The sequence below is a fragment of the Mycobacterium malmoense genome, assembly GCF_019645855.1.
Lineage (GTDB): Bacteria > Actinomycetota > Actinomycetes > Mycobacteriales > Mycobacteriaceae > Mycobacterium > Mycobacterium malmoense.
This window is the reverse complement of sequence record NZ_CP080999.1, coordinates 3,828,197-3,843,873: the sequence shown is the minus strand read 5'-3', so window position 1 is coordinate 3,843,873 and position 15,677 is coordinate 3,828,197. Positions and strand designations below refer to the sequence as shown.

The following is a 15,677-nucleotide window of genomic DNA, read 5'->3' as shown; positions in this document are numbered from 1 at the left end:
ACCGGTTAGCGCGTCCGAGGGACACTGAGCTTCATGGGCATGGTGCAGTCCTGTAAGTCTCCCCTAGGCAACGTTCGCGCAGTGGATTACTCAGCGAAATAGCCCCGTTGCCTGCGGATTTGGAGTTGCCTACCTTTTTCTCCGAATCTCGCAGGAACCGACGGCTTTTCAGATAACCAATTGCAATCAAGGGAAGACGCAAAACATGAATCATTATGAAAAGCTTTGGCTTAAGCAACCGTTCGGCTCGCAAGACGGCATCAATCTACAATCAGACGTTTTGGTTAATGTAAGTGCCGATGGCGTCGATTTGAATCAGCTCTGGTCTGAAGTGCAAAGTGTACTGTCGGCTTGGAACAACGAAAGAACCTCGGTAGCACAGCTTTTGACGCATTTGACGATCAACGCAGCAGATGCCGTCCCCCAGGCCATAGAGGACGAATCGTTCGAAACAGCGACCGAGGTTGGATCGCCGGTATCGATTCGGGCACCGGGAAATGCCATACTTTTAGGCAACACCCTAGAGGACTACGATAAAGCAGGGCGCTTTTCTTGGCGCTACCTGAGAGATTCAACTGCCGACCAAATTCGCGCTGTGACCAATTACGCACTTGCTGCGGACAACAAATTAACCAACGGTTTGATTATGAACCGATTGTTTGACCCCGAACCTGACTACAATGAGTTCAATCATACGGTTTACGGCTTGTGGTCGGCAGATGGCATGATTCCGCCGCCCTACCTCGGAAAGCGGTTCCCCGCCAACCATTCTCACTACCTAGTGAGTCAAGGTGCCGTAATCGACTCTGGTGACTTGGATGATGCCATCAAGACGATTGTCGAGCATGGCTATGGTGTAGCTGCGAATAGCAAGTTGATCGCGTTCGTCAATGAAGTTGAAGCTGACGAGATTTCGAAGTTCCGTGCCGGTGAGGAGAACAACAACAACATCATCGCCAACCACGATTTCATCCCGTCGCAAGGCGCACCCGCTTATCTTCAGCCGGACAACATTGTGGGCCAGATCGCACCTGCGAACTTCAATGGTCTACGGATAGATGGAAGCTATGGACCTGCGTATGTGGTGCGCACCCAGTACATTCCAGCGGGCTACCTAGCCGTAGTTGCAACCGAAGGCCCGAACTCATTGAACAACGCTATCTCGTTGCGCCAGCATCCAAAGCAGCAATACCAAGGCTTGCGCTCAATTCCGGGTAATACCAATGGATATCCTCTAGTTGAGTCTTTTTGGAGTCGCGCGGTAGGGGTAGGCACACGCCACCGTGGCGCGGCTGCCGTTGTCCAGATCAAAGCGGCCGGTGACTACGAGCCGCCTACGATTCCGATGTGATCGCCATGAATCCATCACAATGGTTGCAGGCCAATCTAACTCAAGTGGTTACGGCTTTGGCCCAGGCTGGCGCAGCTCTTGAATCCGTCCAACCACAAAACAGCTCGAATGAACAGGTAGCGCAATGAGCAATCAAAGCGGCTACGGCGGCATCGGTATTGGCTATCTTGACGATACGGCCCGCGTTGGTGATGCCTACGAGAACGAAAGGGACCCAAGCGAATTAGGCTTGCCGGAAGGTTTCGTTGACCCAGCGCGGTATCGCGGCAAGGCGCCAAGAGCGCAACGAATCATCGGAAGGATTTGATTCATGGCAACCACGAAACAGCTCGCAGCGCGCAGAAAGTTTGCTAAAGCGGCAAAAGCCAAAACCGGCAAGGTTGGCAAGATGGCAGCGGCACGCAAACCGATAGCGAAAAAGGTTCGTAAAAGCTAGTTTTCGGCTGGCGCCTTTGGAGGTTCGGCCTGATTCACCGAACCGCGAGCCGAGATTGCGAAATGGTGTGGTCTTACTCCTTTCCCACGCCAGCACGAACGGTAGTCATTGGGTTAAGAAACTAGCCCGATAGCTGCCGTTTCGTGTGGGACGAGACAGCAGGCCACCTGAGCTGATGGCTGGGGTTACCCCGATGGTGAAAGGTGAAGATAGATTTCGTCGGGTGGTTCAATACTTCTGTCTTCGCGTTGGTTGCTTGTAATGATGATGTACTCACTGCCGCGCCTGCTACTGTCCGACTCTAATTCTCTTGCCGCGCTGACAATTTCGCCATAGCTACACGAAAGAGCGTGCGCTAGTTGGCTTCCTGAGATGGCGGCGCTTTCCGGATACTTCTGTAGTTCTGCGATTATTTTGTCTTTGAGAGTCATTACCCCAGATTAGAGCTTGCCTGTCCCAAAGGGGCCACCTGCGCACCGGGTGCGGTGGTCAGGCGGTCTGCACTGGTGCGGACCTACCCGCTGGTGGGCAGGTCGGCCCGTTGCCGGGGCTGTGCTGGCCGCTGGCTGGAGTTCGGTCCTGGCCGGTGTCCAGAGCCTATGGCGGGTAAGAAAATCGTTCTCCGGTGAATGATTCTCGCGTTGTCGCAGGTCAGAGCCTATTCAGAACGTGTTTTTCCTGGTCAGACCAGGTAAAATGGATACTGTGAGCGTCAGCGGAAGTTTCATCCCGGAAGATCCACAGATTCAATTTGACCGCAAGTTGCGCCGCGCGATCTTCCTTGGCGAAAGGCCCTACCACGCCTGCGGCGACAGCTTGGATCAAGAGACACTGCACGCCATGCAAGCGGTAGCGGGTGAGTTTCCCAACGTGGGGTTTGACACAGTGCTCTTGACCCGCGAAGAGCTTGAACGCCAGCTAGACGGCACGCACAGCAAGATCGTTGCCGCAGAGATAGCCAAGATCGCCAAACGGCACGGATGGACTTAGAACGCTATCCACCAGGGCGGGTGGGGTTAATCATTCGATTCCTCGGCAAGGGTCGCTGGCGGTTTGAATCCCACTGCGTTGTCAAGGGGGATGCGCAACGACATGTTGCGGGCGAGTGGCTGCGGTTCGGCCTCATTGGCACGAAGTATCTCCATGATCGCTGACAGCTTGTGCAGCCGAGACAAGCCCGCGTGATCGTTGGCGTGCTCATTGAAGTGTCCCGCGTTAATCCCGATCAAAAATGGTTCGTGGTAGGGCTCAAAATTGAGCTTGGCTGCGACCTGCGGCATTGGATTGTTGGCAGTTGGCACTTTTAGTTCTAACGGTGCCAGACCGCGCTGAGCGACAAACACCGGGCTACCAGAATTACCGCTAGTGGAGAACGCATCAAACAAAATCTGCTGATTGCCATCATGGTTGGTAGGTTCTCCGTCGTGCCTGCGGTAGTTTGTGTGCGGATCACTGGCGATCATGCCCGAACGCAGTACCGGCCTAATCTCTGCCCTGTCGAACCACACCGGATAACCAGGGAACATCACAAGCTCGCCCGGTCTAAGTTGAGGCCACAGTCTTTCACACTTCAACAAATACTCCCAACTCAAACCGTGCTGAAAAGTCAATTGTTCCATTGTTTCATGGTCGGGAAAAATGTTTTCAAACGTGTCGTATGGCGTGCCAAGCGTCATAGGGTCGAACTCAGGCCCGAACGGGATAATGCCGATATCGATTGACGGGTCATCGTGAAACAGCGGTTCAGGATTGGCAAACGTCTTTTCGATCCGAAGCTTATTGCTCTGCCACATCTCCGCTTTGATTGACTTAAGTACCGTCCCTTCGCGTTCAGGCTTGGCCCAAGGAATATCGACAAGATGACGGTTGGTCACAAGGCCGAGCCTGTTGTCTTTGTTGGGAAACTCGACCAAAAATCCGGTGCCCTGACATTCTGACTCTTTTTCGCCCGGTTCATAGTAATGCGTGATGGTCAGTCTGCACGCGCAATAAAGCTGATTGTTTCCAAAACCTGTGTCCATCCTGCCTCCTGCTAGCGTTCGAGACGGATTATAGGGAGTGGGACCGACAACCCGACGCACGTGCTCAGATGAGCTTGCCGGGCGGAACGTGGGGCTAGGCCGCGCGGCAAGTGCTCCTGCGTTGCGTACGTGGCTGGACGGCTTTCGGCGCTAAAATCCGTTGCATGGGGAAAACGCCAGAAGATGAGCCGCCGACGGTTAGTGTCCGCGTTTCAGGTCCTTACCTATATTCCCGCTCTACGCACGAGTCACTTCGGCAACTAAAGGCTGAACTTGACAGTGATAAATACCAAGTTCAGATTCCATTCGCATATCCACATGCAACGCCGCAGACCGACACTGCTGTGGCTGCACTTGAGGAGGTCGGCATATGGATCGGTGGCGGAGTCAGCACAACCGTGCTCAGCTTGATTGCTAAGGACATCTACGAGGGCACGAAACGTTGGCTCCGCGGTCGCTTTGAAAAGAATAAGGACACGCCAGCCAACTATACTACTATTTACGGTCCAGACGGAAAACCCCTGAAACATATTCTTGCCAAGAACGCAGACGATATCAGAGAGATTGAGCCAAGCGCGGACGATGGCTAGTCACAGCCTCTTTAGCTTGTCGCCACCCTATCTAGGTAGGCTTCGATTTCGGCCATATCAACTTTGACAAGCCGACCTACTTTGTACCCCTTGAATCTTCCGTCCGCGATGAATTGACGAACGGTATTGGGAGAGACGTCTAGCCGTTCGGCGGCAAGGGTCGTTGAAATGAGTAGGCGTTTAGACACTGTGAATCCCTAAATCGCGGCGATTGAATAGCCAACGCTCTAGAGGCGGATCAATGGTGATCGCTAGCGTTCTCAATGAATTGAATACTATCGGCTAATATTCGCGCTTCATTGGAGCGCACTTATGGCGGGCTAAGCCACATTGCGAGAATAGCAGACTGAGCGAAAGCGCGTGAAGTACGCGACTCCGCCAGGGCGGGTGGTGGCAAACGAATCCGGCTAGGGCAAACCGAAACCGGATAGGTAGCGGATAGGTAGGGCGTCCTGAGTGGATGCCATAGCAACCTTCAAAAGCACCGTCTAGCAGGTCTTTCGATTCTGCTAGCTATGGTGCCCCCGGCAGGATTCGAACCTGCGGCCTTCTGCTCCGGAGGCAGACGCTCTATCCCCTGAGCTACGGGGGCGCGCCGACGTGAGTGTCGCGCCATGGGCCCCGCCAGACTAGCGCATGCGGGTGGCCGCTCGGCCACCGCAATGGATTCGGGGCGAGAGCACCCCAGCCCATAGGATGGACGTTCGTGACCCCCGCCGACCTGGCTGAGCTGCTCAAAACCACCGCTGCCGCGGTACTGGCCGAGCGCGGGTTGGACGCTGCCGCATTGCCGCCGGTCGTCACGGTGGAGCGGCCGCGCAACCCCGAGCACGGCGACTACGCGAGCAACCTGGCGCTGCAGCTGGGCAAGAAGGTCGGGACAAATCCCCGCGAGCTGGCCGGATGGCTCGCCGAGGCGCTAAAACAGGCCGACGGCATCGCGGAAGCCGAGGTGGCGGGACCCGGCTTCATTAATATGCGCCTCGAGGCGTCGGCGCAGGCCAAGGTCGTCAACGACGTCATCGACGGCGGCGACGAGTTCGGTCGCTCCGACGCGCTGGCCGGACACAAGGTCAACCTGGAGTTCGTCTCGGCCAACCCGACCGGGCCGATCCACATCGGCGGCACCCGCTGGGCCGCCGTCGGCGACGCGCTGGGACGGTTGTTGTCCACTCAGGGTGCCGACGTGGTGCGCGAATACTATTTCAATGACCACGGCACCCAGATCGACCGGTTCGCCAGCTCGTTGATCGCGGCGGCCAAGGGCGAACCAATCCCCGCCGACGGCTACGCCGGCAGCTACATCACCGACATCGCCGCGCAGGTATTGCGGAAGGCGCCCGACGCGCTGAGCCTGCCCGACGCCGAGATGCACGAGACCTTCCGCGCGATCGGCGTCGACCTGATGTTCACCCACATCAAAGAGTCGCTGCACGAATTCGGCACCGACTTCGACGTCTACACGCACGAAGACTCGATGCACACCAGCGGCCGCGTCGAGGAGGCCATCGCCAGGCTTCGCGAGACCGGCAACATCTACGAGAAGGACGGCGCAACCTGGTTGCGCACCAGCGCTTTTGGTGATGACAAGGATCGCGTCGTGATCAAGAGCGACGGCAAGCCGGCCTATATCGCGGGTGATATCGCCTACTACCTGGACAAGCGGCAACGCGGCTTCGACCTGTGCATCTACATGCTCGGCGCCGACCACCACGGGTACGTCGCGCGGCTCAAGGCCGTGGCCGCCGCGTTCGGCGACGACCCGGCCACCGTCGAGGTGCTCATCGGTCAGCTGGTCAACCTGGTCCGCGACGGCCAGCCGGTCCGGATGAGCAAGCGGGCCGGCACCGTGCTCACGCTCGACGACCTGGTCGAGGCGATCGGCGTCGACGCGGCGCGCTATAGTCTGATCCGCTCGTCGGTGGACACCCCGATCGACATCGACCTGGAATTGTGGTCCTCGGCATCCAACGAAAACCCGGTCTATTACGTGCAATACGCGCACGCCCGGCTTTCGGCGCTGGCGCGCAACGCCGCCGAACTCGGCCTGGTCCCCGACACTGCGCACCTCGAGTTACTCGGCCACGGCAAGGAGGGTGCGCTGCTGCGCACCATCGGCGAATTCCCGCGGGTGCTGGAAACGGCGGCGTCCCTGCGGGAACCGCACCGGGTGTGTCGCTACCTGGAAGACCTCGCCGGTGACTACCACCGGTTCTACGACTCCTGCCGGGTGTTGCCCCAGGGCGACGAGCGGCCCACCGACCTGCACACCGCGCGCCTGGCGCTGTGCCAGGCTACCCGCCAGGTCATCGCCAACGGGCTGGCAATACTCGGCGTCAGCGCCCCGGAGCGAATGTGAACGTCCACCCCGCCGGTCCCCGGCATGCCGACGAAACGCGTCACGCCGAAAGCCCGCCGCGCCCGCAATCCCCCGAGGAGCTCCTGCGGCTGGCTCCAAACGTATGGCCACGCAACACGACTCGCGATGAAGCCGGAGTGGTGGCCATCGCGGAAGTCCCGGTTACCCATCTCGCCCAGGAGTATGGGACCCCGCTCTTTGTCATCGACGAGGACGACTTTCGCTCCCGTTGCCAAGACATGGCGGCGGCCTTCGGCGGCGGCCACAACGTGCACTACGCGGCCAAGGCGTTCCTGTGCGGCGAAATAGCGCGCTGGATCGACGAAGAGGGGCTCGCGCTGGACGTGTGCACCGGCGGCGAACTGGCCGTCGCGCTGCACGCCGACTTCCCGCCCGAGCGAATCACCTTCCACGGCAACAACAAATCCGTCGCGGAGTTGACCGCCGCGGTCAAGGCCGGAGTGGGCCACATCGTGCTGGACTCGATGACCGAAATCGAGCGCCTCGACGCCATCGCGGCCGAGGCGGGCATCGTCCAGGACGTGCTTGTGCGCCTCACCGTCGGTGTCGAGGCGCACACCCATGAATTCATCTCCACCGCGCACGAGGACCAGAAGTTCGGGCTGTCGGTGGCCAGCGGCGCGGCGATGGCGGCGGTGCGCCGGGTCTTCGCGACCGATCACCTGCGACTGGTCGGCCTGCACAGCCACATCGGCTCCCAGATCTTCGACGTCGCCGGCTTCGAACTCGCCGCGCACCGCGTCATCGGCCTACTACGCGAAATTGTCGCCGAGTTCGGCGCGGAAAAGACAGCCCAGCTGTCCACCGTCGATCTCGGTGGCGGCCTGGGCATCTCGTACCTCGCGCCCGACGACCCACCGCCGGTGGCCGAACTGGCGGCCAAGCTGAGCTCCATCGTGCGCGACGAGTCGGCCGCCGTCGGGCTGCCCACCCCCAGGCTGGTGGTCGAGCCCGGACGCGCCATCGCCGGCCCGGGTACCATCACGCTGTACGAAGTCGGCACCGTCAAGGACGTCGACGTGAGCGCCACGGCGCACCGGCGTTACGCCAGCGTCGACGGCGGCATGAGCGACAACATCCGCACCGCGCTGTACGACGCGCAGTACGACGCCCGGTTGGTTTCGCGAAAAAGCGATGCGCCGGCGGAGCCGGCCCGCGTCGTCGGAAAGCATTGCGAAAGCGGCGATATCGTCGTCCGCGACGCCTGGGTCCCGGGCGACCTGCAGCCCGGCGACTTGCTCGGGGTCGCCGCGACCGGCGCCTACTGCTATTCGCTGTCGAGCCGTTACAACATGGTCGGCCGTCCCGCCGTGGTAGCCGTGCGCGCGGGCCGCGCCCGCCTGATCCTGCGCCGGGAGACGGTCGACGATCTGCTGAGTCTGGAAGTGAGGTGACCGTGTCCGGTGACGAAAAGCCCGTCGGCGTAGCGGTACTCGGGTTGGGCAACGTCGGCAGCGAGGTCGTCCGCATCATCGAGGACAGCGCCGACGATCTGGCGGCTCGCGTCGGCGCCCCACTGGTGCTGCGCGGCATCGGGGTGCGTCGGATCGGCGCCGACCGCGGCGTGCCCGTCGGCCTGCTCACCGACAACATCGAGGAGCTCGTCTCTCGCGAGGACGTCGACATCGTCGTCGAGGTGATGGGACCGGTGGAGCCGTCCCGCAAGGCGATCCTGTCCGCGCTGGAGCACGGCAAGTCCGTCGTCACGGCCAACAAGGCGTTGCTGTCCACGTCCACCGGGGAATTGGCGCAGGCGGCCGAAACCGCCCACGTCGACCTGTATTTCGAGGCGGCGGTCGCGGGCGCCATCCCGGTCATCCGCCCGCTCACGCAGTCGCTGGCCGGCGACACGGTGCTGCGGGTGGCCGGCATCGTCAACGGCACCACCAACTACATCCTGTCCGCGATGGACAGCACCGGCGCCGACTACGATGGCGCCCTGGCCGACGCCAGCGCGCTGGGCTATGCGGAGGCCGATCCCACCGCCGACGTCGAAGGCTACGACGCCGCGGCCAAGGCCGCGATCCTGGCGTCGATCGCGTTCCACACCCGGGTGACCGCCGACGACGTCTACCGCGAGGGCATCACCAAGATCACCCCGGCCGACTTCGCCTCCGCGCGCGCCCTGGGCTGCACCATCAAGCTGCTGTCCATTTGCGAGCGCATCACGGGAGACGATGGGCAGGAACGAGTTTCGGCCCGTGTCTATCCGGCATTGGTGCCGTTGTCGCATCCGCTCGCCACCGTCAGCGGGGCATTCAACGCCGTGGTGGTCGAGGCCGAGGCCGCGGGGCGGCTGATGTTCTACGGCCAGGGGGCCGGCGGCGCGCCGACCGCGTCTGCGGTGACCGGTGACCTGGTGATGGCCGCCCGCAACCGGGTCCTGGGCAGTCGCGGGCCGAAAGAGTCCAAGTACGCCCAACTACCCATCGCCCCAATGGGTTTCATCTCCACACGCTATTACGTCAGCATGAACGTCGCCGACAAGCCTGGCGTATTGTCCTCGGTGGCAGCGGAATTCGCCAGGCGCGAGGTGAGCATCGCCGAGGTCCGCCAGGAAGGCGTGGTGGACGAGGGCGGGCGACGGGTGGGAGCCCGAGTCGTGGTGGTCACCCACACCGCCTCCGATGCCGCGCTGTCCGAAACCGTCCACGCGCTGGCGGATTTGGACGTCGTGCAGGGCGTGGCAAGCGTGCTGCGACTGGAAGGGACCAGCCTATGAGCGCTCCGCGCACGGCCATCCACCAACCCTGGCCGGGTGTGATCGCGGCGTACCGCGACCGGCTGCCCGTCGGCGACGACTGGACCCCCGTCACCCTGCTCGAGGGCGGCACCCCGCTGATCGCGGCGACCCGGCTGTCGGAAAAGACCGGCTGCACCGTCCACCTCAAGGTCGAAGGCCTCAACCCCACCGGCTCCTTCAAGGACCGGGGCATGACGATGGCGGTCACCGACGCCGTGGCCCGCGGCCAGCGGGCCGTGTTGTGCGCGTCGACCGGAAACACCTCGGCGTCGGCGGCGGCATACGCCGCGCGTGCCGGCATCACCTGCGCGGTGCTCATACCGCAGGGCAAGATCGCGATGGGCAAGCTGGCGCAGGCGGTCATGCACGGCGCCAAGATCATCCAGATCGACGGCAACTTCGACGACTGCCTGGAACTGGCCCGCAAGATGGCCGCCGACTTCCCGACGATCTCGCTCGTCAACTCCGTCAACCCGGTGCGCATCGAGGGCCAGAAGACGGCTGCGTTCGAGATCGTGGACGCGCTGGGCGCCGCGCCGGACGTGCACGCGCTCCCCGTCGGCAACGCCGGGAACATCACCGCGTACTGGAAGGGCTACACCGAGTACCACCAGGAAGGCGTGATCGACAAGCTGCCCCGCATGCTGGGCACCCAGGCGGCCGGCGCGGCGCCGCTGGTGCTCGGCGAACCGGTCAGCCACCCGGAGACCATCGCGACCGCGATCCGCATCGGCGCGCCGGCGTCGTGGACGGCCGCCGTCGAGGCGCAGCGGCAATCCAACGGGCGCTTCCTGGCCGCGACCGACGAGGAGATCCTGGCGGCGTACCACCTGGTGGCCGCCTCCGAGGGGGTCTTCGTCGAGCCCGCGTCGGCGGCCAGCATCGCGGGCCTGCTCAAGGCCGTCGACGACGGCTGGGTGGCCCGCGGGTCGACGGTGGTGTGCACGGTGACCGGCAATGGCCTCAAGGATCCCGACACCGCGCTGAAGGACATGCCGAGCGTGTCCCCGCTGCCCGTCGATCCCGTGCTCGTCGTTGAGAAGCTGGGGCTTGTGTAGATGAAAGCCTGTTGGTGACCCAGATGCTGCCTGCCGGGCTGGTGGCCAGCGCCGTAGTGTCGGCGTCCAGCGCTAACCTTGGCCCCGGTTTCGACAGCATCGGCCTGGCACTGAGCGTTTGCGACGAGATAGTTGTGGAGACAACCGATTCCGGCTTGGTGGTCGCCGTCGAGGGCGAAGGTGCCGACCAGGTACCGTTGAACGCCGAACATCTGGTGGTGCGCGCCGTCGAACGCGGGTTGCGGGCCGTGGGGGTCGGCGCCGCGGGCCTGGTGGTGCGCTGCCGCAACGCCATCCCGCATTCCCGCGGTCTCGGCTCGTCGGCGGCGGCTGTTGTCGGAGGTTTGGCGGCGGTGAATGGTCTTGTCGCACAGACGGATTCGACGCTGCTAAGCGTAGCTCAGCTGATCCAGCTGTCCTCGGAGTTCGAGGGTCATCCCGACAATGCGGCGGCCGCGGTGTTGGGTGGTGCGGTGGTTTCGTGGATCGAGCGCACCGGTGATCGGCCCGACTACCTGGCGGTACCGCTGCGGCTTCATCCCGACATCCGGGTGTTCTGCGCGATCCCCGAGGAGCGCTCGCTGACCGCGGAGACCCGGGTGCTGCTGCCGGCCCAGGTCAGCCACGACGACGCCAGGTTCAACGTCAGCCGCGCCGCGCTGCTGGTGGTGGCCCTCACCGAACGGCCGGACCTGCTGATGCCGGCCACCGAAGACGTGCTTCATCAACCGCAGCGTGCCCCGGCGATGCCGGTCTCGGCGGAATATTTGCGCCTGCTGCGGCGTCATAAGGTGGCAGCGACGCTTTCTGGGGCTGGTCCCTCGCTGATCGCATTGAGCACAGAGCCGGAGTTGCCCTCGAAAGCGCTGGAGTACGGGGCCGCAAATGGATTTACCATCACCAAAATGACCGCCGGCGAGGGAGTTCGCTGGAGTCCGGGAGTCACGGTAGCCGGTTAATCCACGACGTGGCTGGAGGGTTTGCTTGCTTCCGGCAAGGATGCGGGCTATCCTCGGAGCCGTCCAGCAATCGCAGCATCTGCATACATACTGCCTTGCCGCTAGGACAACACCAATTCTTCTCGTGGACGAGGTTCGCCGCTTTCTCCGCCCATCCTGGCGATCACCGTTGCAGAGTCGAAGATTGGGCGCACTCGGCAATTTGGCTGAATGCAACGAACCCCCGTATGAACCTGATCGGCGGGGGAAGAAAGGAAATCCGTGACCGATACGGACCTGTTCACGGCTGGCGAAAGCACCGACGACAATCGGCTGTCCAATGCCGTGACCACAGACACACCCGACGTCAAAGCCAACGCCTCGGCCGGCTCCCTGACCACCATGGTGCTGCCCGAGCTGCGCGCGCTGGCTAACCAAGCCGGCGTCAAGGGGACGTCGGGCATGCGCAAGAACGAACTCATCGCCGCGATCCAGGAAATCAGGGGGCAGGCCAACGGCGCCTCGGCCGCTGGTGCCCAAGAGGGCGGCGGCAAATCCGACACGGCCACCGCCGAAGCGCCGGCCGCCCAAGCCCAAGGGGAACAACCCCGCGGGGAACGGAACGGTTCCACAACCGAGGCGCCGCGCCGCGAACGACGCGGTACCTCCCGCGAGGCGGGATCGGCCACTCGCACCGCCGGGGAGGCGGACCGTGAGGGCTCGGGCGCACGGGAGGGCGCGGCCAACGGCCGCCCGGAGGGCCAACAGGACACCAAAACGGACGAGCGCGGACAAGAAGCCGGTGACCAGCAGAGCTCGGGCCAACAGCAGCCGCGTGGCTCGAACCAGCAAGACGACGACGGTGACGGGCGTCAGGGCCGGCGGGGACGCCGGTTCCGCGATCGCCGCCGCCGCGGCGAACGGTCGGGTGACGGCACCGACGCCGAACTGCGCGAGGACGACGTCGTCCAGCCGGTGGCCGGCATCCTCGACGTCCTCGACAACTACGCGTTCGTGCGCACCTCCGGCTATCTGGCCGGCCCGCACGACGTCTACGTGTCCATGAACATGGTGCGCAAGAACGGCCTGCGCCGCGGCGACGCGGTGACCGGCGCGGTTCGGGTGCCCCGGGACGGCGAGCAGCCCAACCAGCGGCAGAAGTTCAACCCGCTGGTGCGCCTGGACACCGTCAACGGCGGCTCGGTGGACGACGCCAAGAAGCGCCCCGAGTTCGGCAAACTGACGCCGCTCTACCCCAACCAGCGGCTGCGTCTGGAAACCACCACCGATCGGCTGACCACGCGGGTCATCGACCTGATCATGCCGATCGGCAAGGGCCAGCGCGCGCTGATCGTGTCGCCGCCCAAGGCCGGCAAGACGACGATCCTGCAGGACATCGCCAACGCGATCACCAAGAACAACCCGGAATGCCACCTCATGGTCGTGCTCGTCGACGAGCGGCCCGAGGAGGTCACCGACATGCAGCGTTCGGTCAAGGGTGAGGTCATCGCCTCCACCTTCGACCGGCCGCCGTCGGACCACACCTCGGTCGCCGAGCTGGCCATTGAACGCGCCAAGCGGCTCGTCGAGCAGGGCAAGGACGTCGTGGTGCTGCTCGACTCGATCACCCGCCTCGGGCGCGCCTACAACAACGCGTCGCCGGCGTCGGGCCGGATCCTGTCCGGTGGTGTCGACTCCACCGCGCTGTACCCGCCCAAGCGCTTCCTGGGCGCGGCACGCAACATCGAGGAAGGCGGGTCGCTGACCATCATCGCCACCGCGATGGTCGAGACCGGATCCACCGGTGACACGGTCATCTTCGAGGAGTTCAAGGGCACGGGTAACGCCGAGCTCAAACTGGACCGCAAGATCGCCGAACGACGGGTCTTCCCCGCGGTCGACGTGAACCCCTCCGGTACCCGCAAGGACGAGCTGCTGCTGTCGCCCGATGAGTTCGCCATCGTGCACAAGCTGCGCCGCGTGCTGTCGGGCCTGGATTCCCACCAGGCCATCGACTTGCTGATGTCGCAGCTGCGCAAGACCAAGAACAACTACGAGTTCCTGGTCCAGGTGTCCAAGAACACGCCGGGCGCGGACAACGACTAGCCGAGTCCGGCCGTGGCGGAGACGCTGCAGCAACTGCTTCGGGAGCGCCTGGACCAGGACACGCCGGCGCTGAAGTACGGCGAACGGGTCTGGACCTGGCGCGAGCACCTGGCCGACGCCGCCACCAGCGCCGCCGCCCTGATCCGGGCCGCGAACCCGGACCGTCCGCTGCACGTCGGCGCATTGCTGGGCAACAGCCCCGAGATGCTCACCGCCATGGCATCGGCGGCGCTTGGCGGATACGTCCTATGCGGCATCAACGACACCCGTCGCGGTGCCGCGCTGGAGCGGGACATCCTGCACGCCGACTGCCAGATCCTGCTCACCGACCCGGCGCACAAAGGGTTGCTGGACGGCCTCGAGCTGCCCGGTGTGCAGGTGTTCGACGTGTCCGGTGAGTCGTGGTTGGCGCTGCTGGACGGTGCCGGAACGCTGGCCCCATATCGCGAGGTCGTGCCGTCCGACACCGTCATGATGATCTTCACCTCCGGAACCAGCGGCGAACCCAAGGCGGTGCAGGTCACCCATCTGACCGTGCTGTTTGCCGGTACCACCCTGATCGCGCGGTTCGGGATGGATTCCTCCGACGTCTGCTATCTGTCGATGCCGCTGTTTCACTCCAACGCGCTGCTGGCCGGATGGAGCGTGGCGGTCGGCGCCGGCGCGGCCATGGTCCCCGCCACGTTCTCGGCCTCCGGGTTGCTGCCCGATCTGCGTCGGTACGGGGCCACCTTCATGAACTACGTCGGCAAACCGCTTGCCTACGTCCTTGCCACGCCGGAGCAACCCGACGACCACGACAACCCGCTGCGGGTCGCCTTCGGCAACGAGGCGAGCGACCGCGACATCGCCGAGTTCGGCCGTCGTTTCGACTGCACGGTGTGGGACGGCTTCGGGTCGACCGAGGGCGCGATCATCATCACCCGGGAAAGCGGCTGCCCGCCCGGATCGCTCGGCCGGGGCTTTCCCGGTGTCGCCATCTACGACCCGGACACGCTCGCCGAGTGTCCTGCGGCCGCCTTCGACGATGACGGCGCCCTGACCAACGCCGACGAGGCGATAGGCGAGCTGGTCAACACCACCGGCGCGGGGCTGTTCGCCGGCTACTACAACGACCCCGAGGCCACCGACGCGCGCCTTCGGCACGGCATGTTCTGGTCGGGCGACCTCGCCTACCGGGATGCCGACGGGTGGATCTACTTCGCAGGGCGCAGCGGTGACTGGTTGCGCGTCGACGGCGAAAACATGACCACGGCACCTATCGAACGAATCCTGCAGCGCCTGGCGCCGGTCAACCAGGTCGCGGTGTACGCGGTGCCCGATAAACATGCCGGTGACCAGGTGATGGCGGCGATCGTGTTGGCCGACAACGCGGCGCTGACGCCGGAGGAGTTCGGCCGGTTCCTGGCCGCCCAGCCCGACCTGTCGCCCAAGGCCTGGCCCCGCCACGTCTGGCTCACCGATCGGCTGCCGAGCACGGCGACCAACAAGATCCTCAAGCGCGAGCTGACCGCGCGCGGCACGAATCCCGGCAGCGGCGTTGTCTGGACGCGTATCGGGCGAAGCAAGGATTACACCCCCGGCGAGCTCGATCACCGCTAACGCTGCCGGGCGCCCGGGAATGCGGGGGCGCAGCCCGGTGTTTTGGGAGGGTGGCGGTTGACCTGGCATAATCGATGCTCGACTACCCCACAACCGCCTCAGGTTCTAAGTTCACGCCCGACCGTCGGATCCGATGCGGGGAGCCGGGCGACAAACGATCGAAGAGGACATCATGAAAGCTGAGATTCATCCCGCCTACGCGGAGACCACGGTGGTCTGCGGGTGCGGCAACACCTTCCAGACGCGCAGCACCAAGCCGGGAGGCCGCATCGTCGTCGAGGTTTGCTCGCAGTGCCACCCGTTCTACACCGGCAAGCAGAAGATCCTCGACAGCGGCGGCCGGGTGGCCCGCTTCGAAAAGCGCTACGGCAAGCGCAAGGCCGGAGCCACCGCCGATAAATAGCTGGGTTCCCGACGCCCGAACTGTGCTCGAAGCCGCACAGGCCGGGCGT

15 protein-coding genes and 1 tRNA gene are annotated in these 15,677 nt (G+C 63.6%); 13 read left to right on the top strand and 3 right to left on the bottom strand.

Translation table 11 applies throughout. The features are described from left to right. Positions 1 to 205 precede the first annotated feature (205 nt). The 4 genes from K3U93_RS17625 to K3U93_RS17615 all read left to right on the top strand — a co-directional run bounded on the left by K3U93_RS17625 (position 206) and on the right by K3U93_RS17615 (position 2,777). Positions 206 to 1,351, top strand: a complete 1,146-nt coding sequence (locus K3U93_RS17625; protein ID WP_083011182.1) for a hypothetical protein — start codon at positions 206 to 208, stop codon at positions 1,349 to 1,351. A 124-nt stretch (positions 1,352 to 1,475) separates the two neighbouring features. Further along, positions 1,476 to 1,658, top strand: coding sequence for a hypothetical protein (locus K3U93_RS17620; protein WP_139797058.1), 183 nt, complete (start codon positions 1,476 to 1,478; stop codon positions 1,656 to 1,658). Positions 1,659 to 1,661: 3 nt separating this feature from the next. Continuing rightward, a complete protein-coding gene (locus tag K3U93_RS25280; RefSeq protein WP_254893616.1) occupies positions 1,662 to 1,787 on the top strand; it encodes a hypothetical protein in 126 nt (41 codons plus the stop codon). Positions 1,788 to 2,492: 705 nt separating this feature from the next. Next, positions 2,493 to 2,777 carry a hypothetical protein gene (locus K3U93_RS17615; RefSeq protein WP_139797059.1) on the top strand — a complete coding sequence of 95 codons (285 nt, stop codon included), beginning with the start codon at positions 2,493 to 2,495 and terminating at the stop codon, positions 2,775 to 2,777. 26 nt (positions 2,778 to 2,803) lie between these two features. Here the strand turns inward: K3U93_RS17615 and K3U93_RS17610 are convergent, their stop codons facing one another. Beyond that, on the bottom strand, positions 2,804 to 3,808 hold the full coding sequence (locus K3U93_RS17610; RefSeq protein WP_139797060.1) for a trypsin-like serine peptidase: 1,005 nt from the start codon (positions 3,806 to 3,808) through the stop codon (positions 2,804 to 2,806). 164 nt (positions 3,809 to 3,972) lie between these two features. Here K3U93_RS17610 and K3U93_RS17605 point away from each other — a divergent pair, with 164 nt between their 5' ends. Beyond that, positions 3,973 to 4,398, top strand: a complete 426-nt coding sequence (locus K3U93_RS17605) for a hypothetical protein (protein WP_139797061.1) — start codon at positions 3,973 to 3,975, stop codon at positions 4,396 to 4,398. 11 nt (positions 4,399 to 4,409) lie between these two features. Here K3U93_RS17605 and K3U93_RS17600 read toward each other — a convergent pair whose 3' ends face one another. Together K3U93_RS17600 and K3U93_RS17595 are read right to left on the bottom strand one after the other, a co-directional pair. Beyond that, positions 4,410 to 4,586, bottom strand: coding sequence for a helix-turn-helix domain-containing protein (locus K3U93_RS17600; protein WP_083011185.1), 177 nt, complete (start codon positions 4,584 to 4,586; stop codon positions 4,410 to 4,412). Positions 4,587 to 4,914: 328 nt separating this feature from the next. Next, positions 4,915 to 4,990, bottom strand: a tRNA-Arg gene (locus tag K3U93_RS17595). Positions 4,991 to 5,104: 114 nt separating this feature from the next. Here K3U93_RS17595 and argS point away from each other — a divergent pair. From argS to rpmE, 8 genes are all read left to right on the top strand, one after another. Next, a complete protein-coding gene (gene argS, locus K3U93_RS17590; protein WP_083011186.1) occupies positions 5,105 to 6,757 on the top strand; it encodes an arginine--tRNA ligase in 1,653 nt (550 codons plus the stop codon). Further along, the gene (gene lysA / locus K3U93_RS17585) at positions 6,754 to 8,172 is read left to right on the top strand and encodes a diaminopimelate decarboxylase (RefSeq protein WP_083011187.1); all 1,419 of its coding nucleotides are present in this window, start codon (positions 6,754 to 6,756) and stop codon (positions 8,170 to 8,172) included. Before argS ends, lysA begins: the two co-directional genes overlap by 4 nt. A gap of 2 nt (positions 8,173 to 8,174) precedes the next feature. Next, entirely contained in the window at positions 8,175 to 9,500 is a 1,326-nt protein-coding gene (locus K3U93_RS17580; RefSeq protein WP_083011199.1) for a homoserine dehydrogenase, read from the top strand. Further along, positions 9,497 to 10,579 carry a threonine synthase gene (gene thrC / locus K3U93_RS17575; RefSeq protein WP_083011188.1) on the top strand — a complete coding sequence of 361 codons (1,083 nt, stop codon included), beginning with the start codon at positions 9,497 to 9,499 and terminating at the stop codon, positions 10,577 to 10,579. Before K3U93_RS17580 ends, thrC begins: the two co-directional genes overlap by 4 nt. 11 nt (positions 10,580 to 10,590) lie before the next feature. Next, the gene (gene thrB / locus K3U93_RS17570) at positions 10,591 to 11,538 is read left to right on the top strand and encodes a homoserine kinase (protein ID WP_139797062.1); all 948 of its coding nucleotides are present in this window, start codon (positions 10,591 to 10,593) and stop codon (positions 11,536 to 11,538) included. A 261-nt stretch (positions 11,539 to 11,799) separates the two neighbouring features. Continuing rightward, positions 11,800 to 13,623 (top strand): transcription termination factor Rho, encoded by a 1,824-nt coding sequence (rho, locus tag K3U93_RS17565; RefSeq protein WP_071509218.1) that lies wholly within the window; start codon positions 11,800 to 11,802, stop codon positions 13,621 to 13,623. A 12-nt stretch (positions 13,624 to 13,635) separates the two neighbouring features. Continuing rightward, complete coding sequence (fadD1, locus tag K3U93_RS17560) at positions 13,636 to 15,225, top strand: fatty-acid--CoA ligase FadD1 (protein WP_071509219.1); 1,590 nt, start codon at positions 13,636 to 13,638, stop codon at positions 15,223 to 15,225. A gap of 172 nt (positions 15,226 to 15,397) precedes the next feature. Beyond that, positions 15,398 to 15,628: a 50S ribosomal protein L31 gene (gene rpmE, locus K3U93_RS17555; protein WP_071509255.1), complete on the top strand. Its 231-nt coding sequence runs from the start codon at positions 15,398 to 15,400 to the stop codon at positions 15,626 to 15,628. Positions 15,629 to 15,677 lie beyond the last annotated feature (49 nt).